The 18,690-nt window shown below is 63.1% G+C and carries 15 protein-coding genes and 4 tRNA genes; 12 read left to right on the forward strand and 7 right to left on the reverse strand.

Translation table 11 applies throughout. From position 1 onward, the window contains the following. Window positions 1-40 precede the first annotated feature (40 nt). The 4 genes from C3418_RS07420 to C3418_RS07435 all read left to right on the forward strand — a co-directional run bounded on the left by C3418_RS07420 (window position 41) and on the right by C3418_RS07435 (window position 403). Window positions 41-116, forward strand: a tRNA-Lys gene (locus C3418_RS07420). Window positions 117-135: 19 nt separating this feature from the next. Continuing rightward, window positions 136-211 (forward strand) — tRNA-Val (locus C3418_RS07425). A gap of 21 nt (window positions 212-232) precedes the next feature. After that, a tRNA-Lys gene (locus tag C3418_RS07430) sits at window positions 233-308 on the forward strand. Window positions 309-327: 19 nt separating this feature from the next. Beyond that, window positions 328-403 (forward strand) — tRNA-Val (locus C3418_RS07435). A 47-nt stretch (window positions 404-450) separates the two neighbouring features. Here the strand turns inward: C3418_RS07435 and C3418_RS07440 are convergent. Then, window positions 451-2,556, reverse strand: coding sequence for a methyl-accepting chemotaxis protein (locus C3418_RS07440; protein ID WP_103858243.1), 2,106 nt, complete (start codon window positions 2,554-2,556; stop codon window positions 451-453). A 142-nt stretch (window positions 2,557-2,698) separates the two neighbouring features. Between C3418_RS07440 and nadA the strand changes: the two genes are divergently transcribed. After that, window positions 2,699-3,772, forward strand: coding sequence for a quinolinate synthase NadA (gene nadA / locus C3418_RS07445; RefSeq protein ID WP_052816503.1), 1,074 nt, complete (start codon window positions 2,699-2,701; stop codon window positions 3,770-3,772). Between the two features lie 70 nt (window positions 3,773-3,842). Here nadA and C3418_RS07450 read toward each other — a convergent pair whose 3' ends face one another. Together C3418_RS07450 and gap are read right to left on the reverse strand one after the other, a co-directional pair. Further along, a complete protein-coding gene (locus C3418_RS07450; RefSeq protein WP_103858244.1) occupies window positions 3,843-4,703 on the reverse strand; it encodes a D-hexose-6-phosphate mutarotase in 861 nt (286 codons plus the stop codon). Window positions 4,704-4,808: 105 nt separating this feature from the next. After that, window positions 4,809-5,804: a type I glyceraldehyde-3-phosphate dehydrogenase gene (gap, locus tag C3418_RS07455; protein ID WP_010672882.1), complete on the reverse strand. Its 996-nt coding sequence runs from the start codon at window positions 5,802-5,804 to the stop codon at window positions 4,809-4,811. Window positions 5,805-6,150: 346 nt separating this feature from the next. Here gap and malQ point away from each other — a divergent pair, with 346 nt between their 5' ends. The 4 genes from malQ to msrB all read left to right on the forward strand — a co-directional run bounded on the left by malQ (window position 6,151) and on the right by msrB (window position 13,270). Beyond that, the gene (malQ, locus tag C3418_RS07460; protein ID WP_103858245.1) at window positions 6,151-8,340 is read left to right on the forward strand and encodes a 4-alpha-glucanotransferase; all 2,190 of its coding nucleotides are present in this window, start codon (window positions 6,151-6,153) and stop codon (window positions 8,338-8,340) included. Window positions 8,341-8,422: 82 nt separating this feature from the next. Continuing rightward, entirely contained in the window at window positions 8,423-10,600 is a 2,178-nt protein-coding gene (gene glgB, locus C3418_RS07465; RefSeq protein WP_103858246.1) for a 1,4-alpha-glucan branching protein GlgB, read from the forward strand. Further along, on the forward strand, window positions 10,600-12,738 hold the full coding sequence (glgX, locus tag C3418_RS07470) for a glycogen debranching protein GlgX (protein ID WP_103858247.1): 2,139 nt from the start codon (window positions 10,600-10,602) through the stop codon (window positions 12,736-12,738). The genes glgB and glgX overlap by 1 nt, the downstream gene beginning before the upstream one ends. A gap of 145 nt (window positions 12,739-12,883) precedes the next feature. After that, window positions 12,884-13,270: a peptide-methionine (R)-S-oxide reductase MsrB gene (gene msrB / locus C3418_RS07475; RefSeq protein WP_103858248.1), complete on the forward strand. Its 387-nt coding sequence runs from the start codon at window positions 12,884-12,886 to the stop codon at window positions 13,268-13,270. Window positions 13,271-13,340: 70 nt separating this feature from the next. Here the strand turns inward: msrB and C3418_RS07480 are convergent, their stop codons facing one another. The 4 genes from C3418_RS07480 to C3418_RS07495 form a co-directional block, all read right to left on the reverse strand. After that, on the reverse strand, window positions 13,341-14,210 hold the full coding sequence (locus C3418_RS07480) for a GyrI-like domain-containing protein (protein ID WP_103858249.1): 870 nt from the start codon (window positions 14,208-14,210) through the stop codon (window positions 13,341-13,343). A gap of 137 nt (window positions 14,211-14,347) precedes the next feature. Continuing rightward, on the reverse strand, window positions 14,348-15,490 hold the full coding sequence (chrA, locus tag C3418_RS07485; RefSeq protein ID WP_103858250.1) for a chromate efflux transporter: 1,143 nt from the start codon (window positions 15,488-15,490) through the stop codon (window positions 14,348-14,350). A 173-nt stretch (window positions 15,491-15,663) separates the two neighbouring features. Beyond that, window positions 15,664-16,104, reverse strand: a complete 441-nt coding sequence (locus tag C3418_RS07490) for an NUDIX hydrolase (RefSeq protein ID WP_103858251.1) — start codon at window positions 16,102-16,104, stop codon at window positions 15,664-15,666. A 178-nt stretch (window positions 16,105-16,282) separates the two neighbouring features. Beyond that, window positions 16,283-17,287, reverse strand: coding sequence for an NADP-dependent oxidoreductase (locus C3418_RS07495; protein WP_042864401.1), 1,005 nt, complete (start codon window positions 17,285-17,287; stop codon window positions 16,283-16,285). 176 nt (window positions 17,288-17,463) lie between these two features. Between C3418_RS07495 and C3418_RS07500 the strand changes: the two genes are divergently transcribed. The 3 genes from C3418_RS07500 to C3418_RS07510 all read left to right on the forward strand — a co-directional run bounded on the left by C3418_RS07500 (window position 17,464) and on the right by C3418_RS07510 (window position 18,621). Next, entirely contained in the window at window positions 17,464-17,889 is a 426-nt protein-coding gene (locus C3418_RS07500) for a MarR family winged helix-turn-helix transcriptional regulator (protein WP_103858252.1), read from the forward strand. 35 nt (window positions 17,890-17,924) lie between these two features. Continuing rightward, the gene (locus tag C3418_RS07505) at window positions 17,925-18,155 is read left to right on the forward strand and encodes a hypothetical protein (protein ID WP_029313696.1); all 231 of its coding nucleotides are present in this window, start codon (window positions 17,925-17,927) and stop codon (window positions 18,153-18,155) included. A gap of 148 nt (window positions 18,156-18,303) precedes the next feature. Beyond that, window positions 18,304-18,621: a hypothetical protein gene (locus C3418_RS07510; RefSeq protein ID WP_041211026.1), complete on the forward strand. Its 318-nt coding sequence runs from the start codon at window positions 18,304-18,306 to the stop codon at window positions 18,619-18,621. The last annotated feature ends 69 nt before the right edge of the window (window positions 18,622-18,690 follow it).

Consider the following 18,690-nt stretch of genomic DNA (forward strand, 5'->3'; position numbering starts at 1 on the left):
GCCCAGTAACGACCACCATGCTTTAAAAAATGATTTCGATGGGTCGTTAGCTCAGTCGGTAGAGCAGTTGACTTTTAATCAATTGGTCGCTGGTTCGAATCCAGCACGACCCACCATCATTTCAGTCATATCCCAGGTCGTTTAGCTCAGCTGGGAGAGCACCTCCCTTACAAGGAGGGGGTCACTGGTTCGAGCCCAGTAACGACCACCATGCTTTAAAAATGATTTCGATGGGTCGTTAGCTCAGTCGGTAGAGCAGTTGACTTTTAATCAATTGGTCGCTGGTTCGAATCCAGCACGACCCACCATCATTTCAGTCATATCCCAGGTCGTTTAGCTCAGCTGGGAGAGCATCTCCCTTACAAGGAGGGGGTCACTGGTTCGAGCCCAGTAACGACCACCATATTGAAAAGCCCGCAGCGATGCGGGCTTTTTCGTTTCCGTCTCTCATCAGGTTCGCAGTCGATCCAGCTCGCTTGCCAGGGTGGTGGCCGCCTGTTCCAGTGCCTCGCTCAGGCGCTGGCTGGCATTGGCCTCTTGTCCCAGGGTGGTGGCGGCGTCGCCGATGCGCATCAGGTTCTGGTTGATGGTGTCGCTCACGGCACTCTGCTGCTCGGCGGCGGTCGCCACCTGGCTGATGTGATCATGGATCTGCTGGATCTGGGTGACCACTTGATTGAGTGCCTCGAAGGCCTGCTCCGTGCCTTCAACCGTGCTCACCGAGCGGGCGATCCCCGTGCTCATCAACTGCTGGCTGCTGGTGACCTCGGTTTGCAGGCTGCCGATGAGCTGCCCTATCTCGTCGGTGGATGAGCGGGTCTTGTTGGCCAGCGCCCTCACCTCGTCCGCCACGACGGCAAAACCCCTGCCCATGTCGCCGGCCCGCGCCGCCTCGATGGCTGCGTTGAGGGCCAGCAGGTTGGTCTGTTCGGCAATGGCCCGGATCACATCGAGAATATGGCTGATATTGGTGCTGCGCTGGGCGACCTGGGCGACCGCCTTGTCGGCCTGATGCATGTCCTCGACCAGGGTATGGATCTCGTTGCGGGCCCTGCTCAAGGTCTGCTGGGCCGTGCTGACATGGTGGGTCGCCGCTTCAGACTCCTGCGCCGCCTGTTCCGCATAGCCCGCCACACTGACTGCCGTGGTGCTCATCTCGTGCATGGCGCTGACCACGCTCTCCAGCTCCAGGCTCTGATCATCCAGGCTGCTGCGCATGGCATCGGCCGTCTGTTTCATGCCCCTGGCCTGCTGATGCACCTGTTGCCCTATCTGCTTGCTGCCCTGCACCATGGCCCTCAGCTTGCCGAGGAAGGCATTGAGATGCCTGCCCAGCTCGATGAGCTCCTGGTGGGTGTCGATACGCATCTGCTGGGTCAGGTCGCCTTCATTGCTGGCGAGGTGGGAGACGTGGCGGCTGATGAGGGAGAGGGGCGCCGTGATGGTCTGGATGAACCAGACAAGCAGGCCCAGGGCCACCAGGGTGATGACAACGATGGCAACCAGCTGCTGCTGCTGGGTAGCCTGCAACAGGCTGCCGAGCTGCTGGCTGATGGTGTTGGCCTGGCTGAGGGCGAGGGCCTTGGGCACCTTGATCATCAGCCACCACTGGTTGTCGGCGGCCTCGATCCGTATGGGCTGCTGCAGGATGAAATCGCTGTCGGTATCGGCGGGGTGTCCATTCGGGGCAACCAGTCCGGCCTCTGTCAGGGGGCGCCCCAATTTGTCCGAATGGCGGTTGCTGCCGACGATGAAGCCCGTCTTGCTGACCAGGGTGACCTCGGCCTGGTTGTCATAGAGGCTCTTGCCTAGGTGCTCGGCCAGTTGCTGGAAGATGGGCAGGTTCATGTCGACCCCGGTGATCCCGGCAAACTTGCCATCTTTGAGGACGGGCACCGTCAGGCTGGTCATCAGCATCTTCTGGCCAGTGCTTATCTCGTAGAGGTAGGGTTCCATCAGGCAGGGGCGACGAGTCTCGCGACCGCAGAGATACCACTCGCTGTTGCGAATGCCGAATTCATTGCGCGAGGTGTCGAACTTGGCGTCACTGGTGGCGGCATCTATGGTCTGCTGCGCGATGTTTCCGTTCTGTTCCCGGGTGAAGTAGACCTCGAGACTGCCCTTGCCGGCAACCGAATGGCTGGCGCCCGTCTGCCAGTCGGCGTCCTGTCCGTCGTAACCGTTGGGTTCGAACTGGGCGTAGATGGAACTGATCCCGTTTGCCTGGCGCAGGCGGCTGCCAAGCAGCAGCTCCACTTGTGGGCGACTCAGCCGCTGGTCCGGCTGGGCCATGCTTCCTTCAAGCTGCGCCGCCATGCCGAGCGGTATCTGATAGGCCTGCTGCAACTGGTCTTCGATCTGCACTGCATACCGCTCTGCCTGGAATTGCAGGGAACGGGAAACCTCCTGCTCCAGGGCGCCACGGGTCTGCGCCATGATGTCATCGCGCAGGCCGTTCAGCGAGGAGGACTGTATCCATGTCATGGCGACGCCACTGGCGAGAAAAAGTCCCAGCGTGAGCAACAACAACTTGGTCTTGAGCGAACGTTGTTTCATTCGACAACTCCTTTTGGCAAGAATGACAACGATATGGTCGGAGCGGATCCTGACAGTTGTACTGTACTGGATTTGTTGATGGGTTTGTGCACGGCTTCTGGTTATAATTTTGGCCTTCCCGAGCGTTGATGGAACAGTCGCAATGAGCAATGCACTGAGCAGTATTCCGCCGGTAGTCGAGATGGACTACCCCTTCCCGGCCAAACCACAGCCCCTGACTCCCGAGCAGAAGGCGACCCTGATCGCCGAGATCAAGGTGCTGCTCGAGGCGCGCCAGGCCGTGCTGGTTGCCCATTACTACACGGATCCCGAGATCCAGGCCCTGGCAGAAGCCACCGGTGGCTTCGTGGGTGACTCCCTGGAGATGGCCCGCTTCGGTCGCGACCATGCGGCCCAGACCCTGATCGTGGCCGGTGTGCGCTTCATGGGAGAGACCTCCAAGATTCTGAGCCCCCACAAGCGGGTGCTGATGCCGACGCTGGAGGCCGAGTGCTCTCTTGATCTGGGTTGTCCCATCGACCAGTTCTCCGCCTTCTGCGATGCCCACCCCGATCACATCGTGGTGGTCTATGCCAATACCTCGGCAGCGGTGAAAGCACGGGCCGACTGGGTGGTCACCTCCAGCATTGCGCTGGAGATCGTCGAACATCTGGACAGTCAGGGTCACAAGATCATCTGGGGCCCGGACCGCCACCTCGGCGCCTACATCGAGAAGAAGACGGGGGCCGAGATGCTGCGCTGGCAGGGGCACTGCATCGTGCACGACGAGTTCAAGGCCAAGGCGCTGCGCGAGCTCAAGGCCCAGAACCCGGATGCCGCCGTGCTGGTGCACCCGGAGTCTCCGGCCTCCGTCATCGAACTGGCGGATGCGGTGGGTTCTACCAGCCAGCTCATCAAGGCCGCCAAAGAGCTGCCCCAGCAGAAACTGATCGTGGCGACCGATCGCGGCATCTTCTACAAGATGCAGCAGGCATGCCCGGAGAAAGAGATGGTGGAGGCGCCCACCGGTGGTGATGGTGCCACCTGCCGCAGCTGCGCCCACTGCCCCTGGATGGCGATGAACGGCCTGGTGGCCATCAAGGAGGCCCTGACCGACGGCGCCGAGCGTCACGAGATCCATGTGGATGAGGCACTGCGTCTCAAAGCGCTTGTCCCGCTCGACCGCATGCTGGATTTCGCCGCCGAGCTCAAGCTCAAGACCCAGGGCAACGCCTGACTGACGCTGATGGCAAGATGCAAAGAGGGCTCCCGCGGGAGCCCTCTTTATTTATCCGTCATCTGTATCGTCAGATGATGACGGTGGAGAAGCTGTGCTCCTCGTCGGGCGGGACGGTGATCCCGTCCTCGGCGGTGATGGCCGCCTCGACACAGAGCATGGTGCGATAACCGTTGTCACTCATGTCGGCCATGGCGCTGGCCCCTTCCTGCCAGGGGGTCCAGACCACCACGCTGTCGTGGTTGCCGTTGACCACCCGGGTGGTGCGCTCACCATCCTGCACGCTGACCATGGCATCGGGCTGGCGGTAGATGCGATCCATGGCTGCGGTGACGGTCAGCGCTCCCTGTTGCAGTTCGTTTCGGCCGGTCAGCTTGTCCAGATAGGGTTCGCCGAGGCCGGTCACGGTCACCGCTTCCGGCGCACTGATCTGCAGGTAGGTGTGCAGGGCGGCATTGTAGGTGAGCGCTGACTTGCCGGTGTTGCGGGTGGTCAGCACCAGGGAAAGCTCCTTGCCGACCAGTACGTCCAGCTCCAGCTCGAAGGCATGGGGCCAGAGTGTCCTGCTGGCATCGTTGTCACGCAGGGAGAGGTGGACGAGTGTGCCATCCCCGTGATCGGAGACCCCATCCAGCGTCCACAGGCAGTTGCGTGCGAAGCCATGAGCCGGCTTGCCGCTGCCAACGCGAGCGGGGGAGGGGCCGAACCAGGGCCAGCAGAGGGGAATGCCGCCGCGAATGGGCTTGCTGCCATCCAGTATCGCCTTGTCGCTGAGCCAGAGAGAGGCCGGCTCACCATGGCGTTGGTAACGCAGCACATGGGCGCCAAACAGGCTTATCTCGGCCCTGGCGTGCTCATTGTCTATGGTCAGCAGGGGCAGGCCATCCTGGCTCAGGGTGCAGTGGGCAGTCAGCGTACGTGTCGGTGTCATAAAGGCTCCAGTGCTCGGGGACATTCAGAAAGGGTCCGTGATTCAGAATACAAAAAGGCGGCCATTGGCCGCCTTTTTTCAAGCTACGCGATTGCGCATCCCAAATTACTTGGAGATGTGAGCGATCAGGTCCAGAACCTTGCTGGAGTAGCCCATTTCGTTGTCGTACCAGGAGACGACTTTCACGAAGGTCTTGTTCAGCTGGATACCAGCCTTGGCATCGAACACGGAAGTCTGACGCTCACCCAGGAAGTCGGTGGAAACCACTTCGTCTTCGGTGTAGCCCAGCACGCCCTTCATGGCGCCTTCGGAGGCAGCCTTCATGGCCTGGCAGATTTCAGCGTAGGACGCTTCTTTCTTCAGGTTGACGGTCAGGTCAACAACGGACACGTCCGGAGTCGGCACGCGGAAGGCCATGCCGGTCAGCTTGCCGTTCAGTTCCGGGATGACCACGCCAACAGCCTTGGCAGCACCGGTAGAGGACGGGATGATGTTCTGAGCCGCACCGCGGCCACCGCGCCAGTCTTTGGCAGACGGACCATCAACGGTCTTCTGGGTAGCAGTGGTAGCGTGAACGGTGGTCATCAGGCCGGATTCGATACCGAAGGTATCGTTCAGAACCTTGGCGATGGGGGCCAGGCAGTTGGTGGTGCAGGAAGCGTTGGAAACGATGTCCTGGCCAGCGTAGGAATCCTGGTTGACGCCCATGACGAACATCGGGGTAGCGTCTTTGGACGGACCGGTCAGTACGACTTTCTTGGCACCGGCAGCGATGTGCTTTCGAGCGGTTTCGTCGGTCAGGAACAGACCGGTTGCTTCGGCAACAACGTCAACACCGATTTCGCCCCATTTCAGGTTGGCCGGGTCACGTTCAGCGGTAACACGTACGGTTTTGCCGTTGACGATCAGGTTGCCGTCTTTGACTTCAACAGTGCCCTTGAAGCGACCGTGAGTGGAGTCGTACTTCAGCATGTAAGCCATGTAGTCAACGTCGATCAGGTCGTTGATACCAACCACTTCGATGTCAGCACGCTCAGCGGCCAGACGGAAAACGAAACGACCGATACGGCCAAAACCGTTAATACCTACTTTGATAGTCATAATTGGTTACCTAACTGTTCAGTAGTCAAAGAAAATTCCGTTTGTAAATTTACTAGAACTCCCTCGCGAGTCAACCAACAATCTGCGCGAAATTGCGCTATATCATGAAAAACTGTGAAATTTATTTTCGGTTTATGTAACTGGCTACCAACTTTTGTTGAATGCATCATCAGCAAAGTCGGTGGCAGAGAACAACAATAGTGCCTGCCCGGTCACACATCCAGCCGGGGAGATATGTAAAAATGTGCGCGGTTTAGCATGGCCAAAGAGCCACTGTTCAAATACCAACCATAAAAATTAATCACAAAATAGCGTAGACAGAATCCACAGCGGGAATTCTCAAACTATGACCACCCTGATTGAACAGCTGGCTGCCGCCAAAGGCATTGCCAGTGAGTATGTTGATGCCTGGGGCCAGCCGGCCCTGGTATCCGAAGAGAGCAAGGCCGCCATGCTGGGCGCCATGGGTTACCGCGTCGACGACGAGGCCGCCCTGACCGAGCAGCTGGAGCAGGAGCATCGCCAGCACTGGCTGCGGCCACTGGATCCCGTGATGGTGGTCCGCAGCGGCGAGCCCATCAGCCTCGAAGTCCGTCTGCCCATCGAATTCGTCAACGACGCCCTCACCTGGCAGCTCCAGCAGGAGCAGGGTGCCGTGCTGTCCGGTCAATTCACTCCCATCGAGGGTGAGCTGGTCGGGGTGGCCGAGTTCGAGGAGATGGAGTGCCAGGCCTATCGCGTCACCCTGGATGTCCAGCCGGCGCTGGGTTATCACCAGCTCATCCTGCTCGAAGAGGGCAATGACGAGCCGCTGGCCACCATGCGTCTCATCGTCGCCCCCAAGTCCTGCTACAAGCAGGCGCCCATCGCCAATGGTCGCAAGGTGTGGGGCCCGAGCGTGCAGCTCTACTGCCTGCGCAGCCGCCACAACTGGGGCATCGGCGACTTCAGCGATCTCGGTCAGCTGGTGGAGAAAGCCGCCGCCTGGGGCGCCCACTTCGTCGGCCTCAACCCCATTCATGCTCTCTATCCGGCCAACCCGGAGAGCGCCAGCCCCTACAGCCCCTCTTCCCGTCGCTGGCTCAACGTCGCCTATATCGATGTGGAGGCGGTGCCCGAATTCCTGAGCAACGATCGCCTGAAGGCGGAGGTGGCGAGCCCGGCCTTCCAGCAGCACCTCACCTCCCTGCGGGTCAAGGACAACGTGGACTACACCGGCGTCATCCAGACCAAGATCGGCATGCTGCGCCAGGTGTTCGACCAGGCCAGCTTCAGCGCCGAGCGCCAGGCTGCGTTCGATGCCTTCGTGGCCGCCGGTGGCGACAGCCTGCAACAGCAGGCGGCGTTCGATGCCCTGCAGGCCCACTTCTATGCCAAGGGCGACAACGCCTGGGGCTGGCCGGTCTGGCCTGAGCAGTTCCGTGACTACCACAACCCGGCCGTTGCCGCCTGGATGGCCGAGCACAACCAGGACGTGGCCTTCTACCTCTACCTGCAGTTCCTGGCCGACGAGCAGCTGGCCCAGGTCGATGCCCGCGCCAAGGCCGCCGGCATGGTGATGGGGATCTACCGGGATCTGGCGGTGGGTGTCTCCGAAGGCTCCACCGAGATCTGGGCGAACCGGGATCTCTACTGCCCGAAAGCCTCGGTCGGTGCGCCGCCCGACATTCTCGGCCCCCTCGGCCAGAACTGGGGCCTGCCCCCCATGAACCCGAACCAGCTGTTCGAGGCGGCCTACCAGCCCATGGTGGATCTGTTCCGCGCCAACATGCGCTCCTGCGGTGCCCTGCGTATCGACCACGTGATGGCCTTGCTGCGCCTGTGGTGGGTGCCGCCCGGAGAGTCCGCCGCCAAGGGTGCCTACATCTATTACCCGGTCAACGACCTGCTGGGGATCCTGGCCCTCGAATCCCACCGCAACCAGTGCCTGCTGATCGGCGAGGATCTCGGCACAGTGCCGGAGGGGATCGACGTGACCCTGAAGGAGAACGGCGTCCACTCCTACAAGGTGTTCTTCTTCGAGCGCTCCAAGGACGATGGCGGCTTCATCTCCCCGGCCCACTACGCCGAGCAGGCGATGTCGGCCCTGACCACTCACGACATGCCGACCCTCAAGGGCTTCTGGCATTGCGACGATCTGGCGTTGGGACGCGAACTGGGCCTGTATCCGGATGAAGAGGTGCTCAAGACCCTGTATGCTGATCGCCACCAGGCCAAGCAGCGGATCCTTGACAGCCTGCATGCCCATGGGGTCATCTCTGGCAATATCAGCCACGACGTGAACTGGGTCGGCATGAACACCGAGCTCAACCACGGTCTGCAACTGCACATGTCCCGCGGCAGCTGTGCCCTGTTCAGCACCCAGCTGGAAGACTGGCTGGAGATGGACAAGCCGGTCAACGTGCCGGGCACCAGTTACGAATACCCCAACTGGCGTCGCAAGCTCTCCCGGGATCTGGAGGATATTTTCGCCGATGAGGCGCTCAAGAATCTGGCGGGCAAGATGAGCCGGGCCCGTGACGAGGCCAGCCGTTGAGCCTTAATCGCCAACATGTGACTCACTTTCATCCGCTTCGGCCCAGGCCGAAGCGGATGTTCAGCCATCAAAGGAAATGTCGATGCCCGTTGAACGTTTGGTTGCCGCCCGCTGTACCGATCCCTTCTCCCATCTAGGCCTGCTGGCCAATCCGGATGGGCCAGGCCTGAAACTCACCGCCTGGTTGCCCGATGCGCTCGAGGTCCGGGTCAGAGACCTCAAGTCAGGCAAGATAGTTGCCACCCTGACCGCCGCTGACGAAGCGGGCCTCTTTGAAACTGTTTTCACCCGCCGCAAGAATCCCTTTCCCTACCAGCTCATCGCCAGCTACGCCGACGCCAGTGCCGACATCATAGACCCCTACCAGTTCCAGGCCGCCGCCTGGGAAGGGTTGGCGGAGCTGACCTGGCAACCGGAAAACCTCTACCACACCCTAGGTGCACAACTGCGCACAGTGGAGCACCTCGGCCAGCAGGTGGAGGGGGTGCGCTTCGCCGTCTATGCGCCGAGCGCCACCGCGGTGAGCCTCATAGGCGACTTCAACTTCTGGGATGGCCGTCGCCACCCCATGCAGCGCAGCCAGTGCGGTCACTGGGTGCTGTTCGTGCCGGGGCTCAAGGCCGGGGATCGCTACAAGTTCGAGCTCAAAGACCCCATGGGCAACCGGCTGCCCCACAAGAGCGACCCGGTGGGTTTCTACTGCGAGCAGTACCCCTCGTTCGCCTCCGTGGTCTATGACCACGATCAGTACCAGTGGCAGGATGCCGCCTGGCGCGAGAGCCAACGCAACGACAAGCGGGAGCAGCCGCTCTCCATCTACGAGCTGCACGTGGGCTCCTGGAAGCGCCACCCCAACGGCGACAGCCTGAACTGGCGCGAGCTGGCGGTGGAACTGGTGAACTACATCAAGGAGATGGAGTATACCCACATCGAGCTGCTGCCGGTCTCCGAGCACCCGTTCAGCGGCTCCTGGGGCTACCAGCCGGTGGGCATGTTCTCCCCCACCAGTCGCTACGGCAGCGCCGACGACTTCAAATACTTCGTGGACCAGTGCCACCAGGCCGGGATCGGCGTCATCCTCGACTGGGTGCCCGCCCACTTCCCGTCCGACGCCCACGGCCTGGCCCGCTTCGACGGCACCCCGCTCTACGAGTACGAGGATCCGCGCCGTGGCTGGCACCCGGACTGGAACTCCTACATTTATGACTTCGGTCGCGATACCGTGCGCCAGTTCCTGGTGGCGAGCGCTCTGTTCTGGCTCGACAAGTTCCACGTCGACGGCCTGCGGGTGGATGCGGTCGCCTCCATGCTCTATCTGGACTACTCCCGCAACGCCGGCGAGTGGGTGCCGAACGTCGATGGCGGCAACCACAACTACGAGGCGATCAGCCTCTTGAAGTGGACCAACGAGGAGGTGTACGGCAAGTACCCCCATGCCATGACCATCGCCGAGGAGTCCACCGCCTTCGCCGGGGTTTCCCGTCCCACCTTCCTCGGCGGCCTGGGTTTTGGCTTCAAGTGGAATATGGGCTGGATGCACGACACCCTCAGCTACATGCAGAAGGAGCCCATCCACCGACGTTACCACCACAACGACATGACCTTCTCCATGGTGTACCACTATGACGAGAACTTCATCCTGTCCCTCTCCCACGACGAGGTGGTCCACGGCAAGCACTCCCTGCTCTACAAGATGCCCGGCGACGAGTGGCAGCAGGCCGCGAACCTGCGCGCCTACATGGGCTTCATGTATGCCCACCCCGGCAAGAAGCTGAACTTCATGGGTACCGAGATCGCCCAGAGCAATGAGTGGAACCACGACGCCCAGCTGCCCTGGCACCTGTTGCAGTATCCCAAGCACGGCGGCCAGCAGCGGCTGATCCGGGATCTCAACCACCTCTATCGTCACGAGGCTGCCTTGTATCAGGCCGATTATGAACAGGCCGGTTTCCGCTGGCTGGATCACAACGACGCCGACAACAGCATCTTCGCTTGGCTACGGGCGGACAAGCTGGGGGCGCATCCCCTGATGGTGGCCTGCAACTTCACCCCGGTGCCTCGGGTCGGCTATCGCCTCGGGGTGCCGGCGGCCGGCCACTATCGGGTGGTGCTCAACACCGACAGCGAGCATTACTGGGGCAGCAACTATGATGTGGGTCTGGTCTTCGTCGCCGAGCCGACGCCCTGGCAGGGCATGGCGCACAGCATAGTGCTGGATCTGCCGCCGCTCGCGACCTTGTTCATCAAACAGGAGTCTTGATGTTCGCAATGGAAAACGGGGTGGATCACCCGCTGGGCGCCCGGCTCGACGAGACGGGCTGCCACTTCTGCGTCTGGGCACCGCAATCGGACAAGGTGGAGCTCTGCCTGTTCGACGAAGAGGAGCAGGAGCAGGCCCGGCTGGCCCTGCCCGGCCGGCGAGGCCAGTACTGGTTCGGCCATGTGCGCGGCGTCAAGGCCGGTCAGCGCTACGGTTATCGGGTCCATGGCAGCCCCCAGGACGGCCTGTTGTTCGACCCGGACAAGCTGCTGATCGACCCCTATGCCAGGGCACTGAGCCGTCCTACCTACTGGGACGACGCCCTCTATCAGGGGGACAGCGCGGCCATGGTGGCCAAGTCCGTGGTGGTGGACGATGCCTTCGACTGGCAGGGGGTCGGCAAGCCCGGCATCCCGCCCGAGCGGGTCGTGCTCTACGAGACCCACGTCAAGGGCTTCACCCGCCAGCACCCCGGGATCCCCAAGGAGCTGCAGGGCACCTATCTGGGCATCAGCCACCCGCTGATGATCGAGCACCTGCAGTCGCTGGGGGTCACCTCGGTGCAGCTGATGCCGGTGGCGGCCTTCATGTCCGAGCCCAGGCTCGAGCAGCTCGGGCTCACCAATTACTGGGGCTACAACCCCATCGCCTTCTTCGCCCCCGAGCCGCGCTACGCGGCGAAGGAGGCGGTAACCGAGTTCAAGACCATGGTGCGGGAGCTGCACCGGGCCGGGATCGAGGTGATCCTGGACGTGGTCTACAACCACACCGCGGAATCCGGCTTCGACGGCCCCATGCTGTCGTTCAAGGGGTTCGACAACGCGGGCTACTACGCCTTCGAGTCGGGGGCCCACGGGCCGGACTACCACCGTCACGCCAACGTCACCGGCTGTGGCAACAGCGTCAATCTGGATCATCCCAACACCCTGCGGCTGGTGCTCGACGCCCTGCGCTACTGGGTCACCGAGATGCAGGTGGACGGTTTCCGCTTCGATCTGGCGGTGACTCTGGCGCGGGAGGCGGGGGAGTTCGATCCCATGAGCGCCTTCTTCAAGGCCATGATGGCGGATCCCGTGCTGGCGCGGGTCAGGCTCATCGCCGAGCCCTGGGACATCGGCCCCTTCGGCTATCGTCTCGGCCAGTTTCCGAGCCAGTGGCTGGAGATCAACGATCGTTACCGCGACACGGTGCGCGCCTTCTGGCGCGGGGATGCGGGCAAGATGGGGGATTTTGCCACCCGTCTGGTGGGCTCGCGGGATCTCTTCCCGAAGAACTGGCGCTCCCCCCACACCAGCGTCAACTACCTCTGCTATCACGACGGCTTCACCCTCGAGGACCTGGTCTCCTACAACCAGCGCCACAACCAGGCCAACGGCGAGGACAACCGGGACGGCCACGGCAACAACCTCTCCAGCAACCACGGGGTGGAGGGGCCGACCCTGGACCCGCGCATCAACAACCTGCGCCAGCAGCAGAAGCGCAACCTGATCGCCACCCTGCTGCTGTCACAGGGGACGCCGCACTTCCTGGCCGGGGACGAGATGGGCCGCAGCCAGCTCGGCAACAACAACGCCTACTGTCAGGACAACCAGATAAGCTGGGTGAACTGGCAACTGCGCCCGGAGGACGAGCGGCTGCTCGCTTTCACCCGCCAGATGATGGCGCTGCGGGCGGAGTCCGGGGTCTTCTCCAACCTGCAACTGAGTGACGACGGCTGGAACGGCAAGGCGACCAGCTGTCACCAGGTGAACTGGTATCACCCGGACGGCCATCAGCTCACCGATCAGGACTGGCACGCCCCCATGGGGCAGGCGTTTGCCATGGACATCGGCATGATCGGCTGCACCGGGGAGCGCTGGTACGTGCTGTTCAACGCCAGCGACTATGACATCCAGTTCCGCCTGCCGCCGCCGGGGGAGGGCATGGAGTGGATCCAGACCATCGACACCGCCACCAACGACGGCCTGCCCTTCCTGCCGGACGACATCAAGCGGCAGGTGGCGGTGGGGCGTGCCCACTCCCTCAAGCTGCTGGAGCGGGTCGCCCTGCCGGCGGCGGTGCTGGCTAGCGAAGGGGTGGTGGCAGCAGATGTTGTCGCCGTGTTGCCAACGGGATCACAGTTCCCGCTGGCAGGGTAGAGTGAAACGGCCTGACTCGGTATGCTGGTCACCGCTACACATGGCAAGGAGTCCATATGAATGGCAATAATCCTGGACGGTTGCGTAGCAATCCCGAGAACCGCGCAGTTTCATATCTGCCCGGTCAGCATGACGAGGAGTCAGTATGAGCGGTAACAATCCCGAGCAGTGGCGCAGCAAGTTGAGCGCCGAGCAGTTTCACGTCTGCTGGGAGAAGGGGACCGAGCGGCCCTACAGCGGTACCCTGCTGCACAACCGCAAGAGCGGCGACTACCTGTGCGTCTGCTGCAAGAGCGTGCTGTTCCACTCGGATGCCAAGTTTGACTCGGGCTGCGGCTGGCCCTCGTTCGATCGGGCCATCGAGGGGACGGTGACCTACACCGAGGACAACAGCCACGGCATGAAGCGGGTGGAGATCACCTGCAGCCAGTGCGGCTCCCACCTCGGCCACGTCTTCCCCGACGGGCCGACCGAGACCGGCCAGCGCTACTGCGTCAACAGCCTGAGCCTGGATTTCGAGCCCGACGCCTGATCCCCGACACGACCAGCGGCGCCTCCCTTCGGAGGCGCCGCTTTTTTATCTCCCCCTGTCAGGTACCGGGCTATGCCAGCGGCAGGTAGATGTCGGTGACCAGCTCATGGGTGGGCACCTCGTGTACAAAGTTGTGGTAGTGGAAGAAGAGCGGAAAATCCCGCAGCTCTTCGCCGCTGGCGGGCAGCCAGTCGCGGTAGAGCGCCCGGGCACAGTCGGCCAGGAGGTCGTGGGAGCCGTGGTGGCGTACCACGGCGCAGCGCCCGGCCGGGATGAGGGCATTCTTCACACCCCACTCATTGTCCTCGGCGACGGGGGCCTCGACGCTGCCACAGAGGGTAAAGCGAAACGCCGCACCCTCCGTCGTGGCGGGGTCGTCCGGCGCCAGGCCATAGGTCCGGCTGGTGGCGACCGGGGAGCCGCCCGTGGCCTTGCGCCACTGGATGAAGCGCGCCGCGGTGTCGTTGATGCGCTCGGGCAGGCCCTGATGGGTCAGGGCGGCGACGGCGGTCTGCGGGAACTGGATGATGTCGACTCGCATGGGGTCAATCCTCTTTGTGGGGGGCCGTGGCAGGCAGCGATGCCAGCTGGCCCAGTCCGGGTGCTGCCTGAACTGGCTGGGCGTCAGGCCGAACGTCTGCTTGAAGGCGCGACTGAAAGATTCGCCATGCTGGAAGCCGGCATCGAGGGCGATATCAGTCACCTTGTCCAGAGGTGCGAATGCCAACCGGTAAGAGTCCCGCTTCAGCCGCAGCAGCTGGATGTAACGCCCCAGCGGCACGCCGCAGTAAGCGGCAAATTGCCGATGAAAGTGAAAGGGCGAAAAGTGCGCCACGGCGCTGAGCCGCTCCAGCGACAGGTCGTCGTCGAGATGGCGCTCGATGTGCTCGGTCACCGTTTGAAAGCGTCGGCGGTAGGCCTCTGTCTGGTTGTGATCCATGGTCTCTCCTCTGTGCTGCTCACTATCGGCCAACGGGCCCGAGCTGTCCTGACGGATCTTGCTCTCTTTGGTTCCCCTCGGGGATAAGAGCCATGACCGCCAGCCCGGCGGGCGCTGCCTGACTTGTCGCGGGTTCGTCAGGCCAGCAGCAGGGCTGTCCCCGTCAGCAGGGCGGCGAGGGGCAGAACGGGGAGCCGTGGCACCCGCAGCAGGTAGAAGCCGACGGCGGCCAGCGCCAGATCGGTGGGGGAGATCACGGCGCTCTGCCACACCGGCTGATAGAGGGCCGCCAGCAGCAGCCCCACCACGGCGGCGTTGATGCCGGCCACGGCCCCCGCCAGACGGGGGCGGGCCAGCCAGTGCTGCCAGCAGGGGCCCAGCGCCCAGAGCAGCAAGAAACCCGGCAGGAAGAGCGCCAGGGTCGCCAGCAGCGCCCCGATGAGGGGAGTGGCGGGCAGCAGCACGGCGCCCAGGTAGGTGGCCAGGGTGAACATGGGGCCGGGTACCAGCTGGGCCAGGCCGTAGCCGGTCAGGAACTGCTGCTCGCTCAGGTGGTGACCCAGGCTCTCCTGCAACAGGGGCAGCACCACGTGACCACCGCCAAACACCAGGCTGCCTGCCCGGTAAAAGTCGGCCAGCAACTGGCTGACGGGGCCGCTCGCCACCAGGGGCAGGCCGACGAACAGCAGGGCGAACAGCAGCAGGGTCGGCCAGTGAGGCTGGCGATCCGGAGTGGACGCGAGGCCCTGACTCCCCGGGTGCGGCTCGCGCAAGGCACAGAGCAGGGCCGCGCCGAGCAGCATGGCGACCTGGGTCAGAAGACCGGGGGCGCACCAGAGGGCGGCGGCGGTGGCCACCATGACCCCCTGTTGCAGCGCCGTCTTGCAGAACTGGCGGCTCATGGTGAGCACGGCATCCGCCACCACGACGAGCGCCAGCAGCTTGAGGCCGTGCAGGGCGGCGTCCAGCCAGAGGCTGCCCGCAAGCTGACCCAGACCGACGGCGGCCGCCAGCAACAGCAGGAAGGAGGGGAGGGTAAAGCCGACGAAGGCGGCCAGGGCGCCGCCGATGCCGGCGCGGTGGCGGCCGATGGCAAAGCCGAGCTGGCTGGAGGCCGGACCCGGCAGCAGTTGGCACAGGGCCAGCAACTGGGCGAACTCCCCCTGGTTCAGCCAGCCCAGCCGCTGGACAAAGGTGCGCTGAAAATAGCCGATATGGGCGGCCGGCCCGCCAAAACTGATGCATCCCAGCCACAAGAACTGCATGAATACCTGTCCCATCTTCCCCTCCTCGTCATCATCCTGGCCCGGATAATATGACAAAAAAGTGACAGTTTGGTGACGGTACGCCCTCCCGCGCTGCCTGCCATCAACAGGGGCTGGCGGGGTGGCTGGTCGCCTCCGCCAGCTGACGAGAGGTGCCGGGGTGACGCGCGGCAGCCTGCCGGTGAGGGTCAGGGGGCAGGTTGTGCCTGGGGCAGGTAGCATTGTCCCGCCAGCCAGCAGGCGATGGACTGGCGACTGGCATCGAAGTGAGGCTCGGGCAGAGTGTGCGGGTCGCACCAGATCCAGCCCTCGCATTTTTCCGGCTCCAGCAGTTGCGGCTCCCCGTCCACATCTGCCAGCAGGGTGACCGAGATGTAGTGCAGGCCGCTCTCGCGCCAGGTCTCCAGGTTGTTGGTGACGGCGATGACGCGAGGCTGGCGGATGACGAAGCCGGTCTCTTCCGCCACCTCCCGGATGGCTGCCGACTCGAAGGTTTCCCCCAATTCCAGATGACCACCTGCGATGGACCAATAGGGGGCATGGCTGCCCTTGCGCTTGCCAAGCAGTACCTGGCCCTGGCCATTGGTGAGAATGACGCCGACACCGACGCGGGGATAGGGGGTAGACATAGGGGAGGCTCCTTGCTGAGACGGCGGGGTGCGCCAGGGAAAACGGGCCCACCTTAGGGGGGATGGGCCCGTTGTGCAAGCCGCCTGTTCAAGGGGGATCGGATGCCGATTCTCCATCGCTTAAATGGATGGGTATGGCGAAATTCTATCTGTTAAACAGATGGAAAACGCCCCCGGATCAGGGCAGTCTGACCAGCATCTTGCCGGTATTGCGGCCCTGGAACAGTCCGATAAAGGCTTGCGGCATGCTGGCCAGCCCCTCGCTGACGGTCTCCTCGGCCTGGAGGGTGCCCGCCTCGAAGGCCGGCATGGCCTCGGCCAGGAATTCCCCGTAGTGCTGCCAGTGATCGGAGACCAGCAGCCCCTGCATCAGGATACGCTTGCGGATCACCTGGGAGAGGTTGCGCGGGCCGCTGGCCTGGCCGTTGCTGTTGTACTGCTCGATGAGGCCGCACAGCACGATGCGCCCGTGCACCACCAGGTGGTTGAGGGCGGCATCCAGCATGGCGCCCCCCACGTTCTCGAAGTAGACGTGGATGCCTTCGGGGGCGAGGCGGGCCAGCTCGGCGTCGAGATCCGGGGTCTCCCGGTAGTTGATCACCGCATCGGCTCCCAGGGTCTTGAGGTAGGCGACCTTGTCGGCCGAGCCGGTGGAGCCGATGACCCTGGCCCCCGCCTGCTTGGCGAGCTGGACCGCCATGGTGCCGACCGCCCCGGAGGCTGCCGAGACCAGCAGGGTTTCACCGGCCTTCAGGTGTGCCACCTTGTGCAGCCCCGCCCAGGCGGTCATGCCCGGCATGCCGAGGGCGCCGAGGAAGCGCTGGGGCGGCAGGGTGGTGTCGGGCAGGCGGGTGAGCTGGGCGGCGTTTGCCACGAAGGCATCCCGCCAGCCCAGCATGCTGCTCACCTTGTCCCCCACCTTGAAATCGGGATGGCGCGATGCCTGTACCGTGCCGATGGCGCCGCCGTCGAGGGGACCGTTGAGGGGGAAGGGAGGAACGTAGCTTTTGGCCTCGCTCATGCGGCCGCGCATGTAGGGGTCCACCGACAGCCACTGGTTGGCGACCTGCACCTCTCCCTCCTGCAGGGCGGGCAGGGGCACGTCCCGGAGGGCGAAGTCCTCCAGGGTGGGGAGACCGGTGGGGCGACGCAGCAGTTGGATTTGATGGCTGATGGCATTCATGGGCATTCTCCGGCAGTGGGGCCGCGCGTCGGGCAGCGGCCTAGTATTTTTGTTTGTGTGCAAACTAAAATCAGGGTAGTCCTGAACGCGGAGGCTGGCAACTGTTTTGTGTGCAAACTATTCAGCCCCGAAGTTGATGGGGTATACTGCCCCCCTTGTCGTCAGCGAGGTCCTCCATGAGCGAATTGAAAAAGCAGGTCTGTTTTGCCCTCTACAGCGCCTCCAATGCGGTGATGCGTGCCTATCGGCCGCTGCTGGACAAGCTGGATCTCACCTATACCCAGTACCTGGTGATGCTCTCGCTCTGGGCCCGGGACGAGGTCAGCCTCAAGGAGATAGGGCAGGAGACCGGACTGGATGCGGGCACCCTGACCCCCATCGTCAAGCGGCTGGAGAGCAAGGGGTGGCTGACCCGCACCGTCTCCCACGAAGATGAGCGGCAAAAGTGCATCAGCCTGACCGAGGCGGGACGCCAGTTGCAGCAGGAGGTCAGGGAGTGCTGTCTGGCGGACAGCTTGCGCAACCAGGTGGATCTGGCCGATGCTGAGTTGGCCCAGCTCAAGCAGCTTTGCGATCGCGTGGCGGTGCAGCTGGGGCGCTGATCCCTTTCCCCGTCAGGAGTGACCCGATGAAACCCATGCAATCCCTGCTCCCTCTGTTTGCCATCCTGCTGTGCGCCTGCGCCGATACCTCCTATCCCCGTTCCGAGTTGCAGATCGACGATGCCGATGCCTGGCAGGCCATCTGCAAGGACGGGGTCCGGGTGCGGGCGGTCACCGACGAGGGGATCTGTGCGGATCACCGCGGGGTGGCCATGTGGACAAATAAACCAAGGGCTGCACGGATGGCAGAAGAAGCGGCCAAGTAGTGTGACCTGTACGACATAAAATGACATGACCGGCCATGGAGCCGGTTTTTTTCGCGATCTTGCCAGCACTTTGGCACCTTGTTCATGGTGCACTCATTTTTCTCTTCCCATACTGGCCCTCAAGGTAGCAAACCAACAGGAGAGAGAGATGCAATCATCCATCGTCGGGCTCTCCATTCTGTGGGGGCTGGCCAGCTTTGGTGTTCAGGGGGATTTCATCGAGAGCCGTGATACCGCCTCCCCCTCCTGGCAGGCCGAGTCCAGAGTGGAGATGGAAGGGTACTTGATGGAGTCGTTGGGAGCCGATCGCTGGGTGTTCGACAACGGCAGCGAGAGCCTGGAAATCTCTCTGCCCAAAGGGCAGTGGGTGTCGACCGGTGAGCGGCTGCGGCTGCGCGGCGAACCCCTGCAGGAGCAGAGCGGCTGGTTGCTGCAGGTGCAGGACGTCAGCCAGGTCGAGGCATGACCAGGCGTCCACCACCTGGCGGCGCGATGGCGCCCGGGGGCTGTGTTGACCGCGAATGCCCTTGATAGC

Origin of the sequence: Aeromonas sp. ASNIH8 (assembly GCF_002919855.1) — a bacterium.
GTDB lineage: Bacteria > Pseudomonadota > Gammaproteobacteria > Enterobacterales > Aeromonadaceae > Aeromonas > Aeromonas caviae.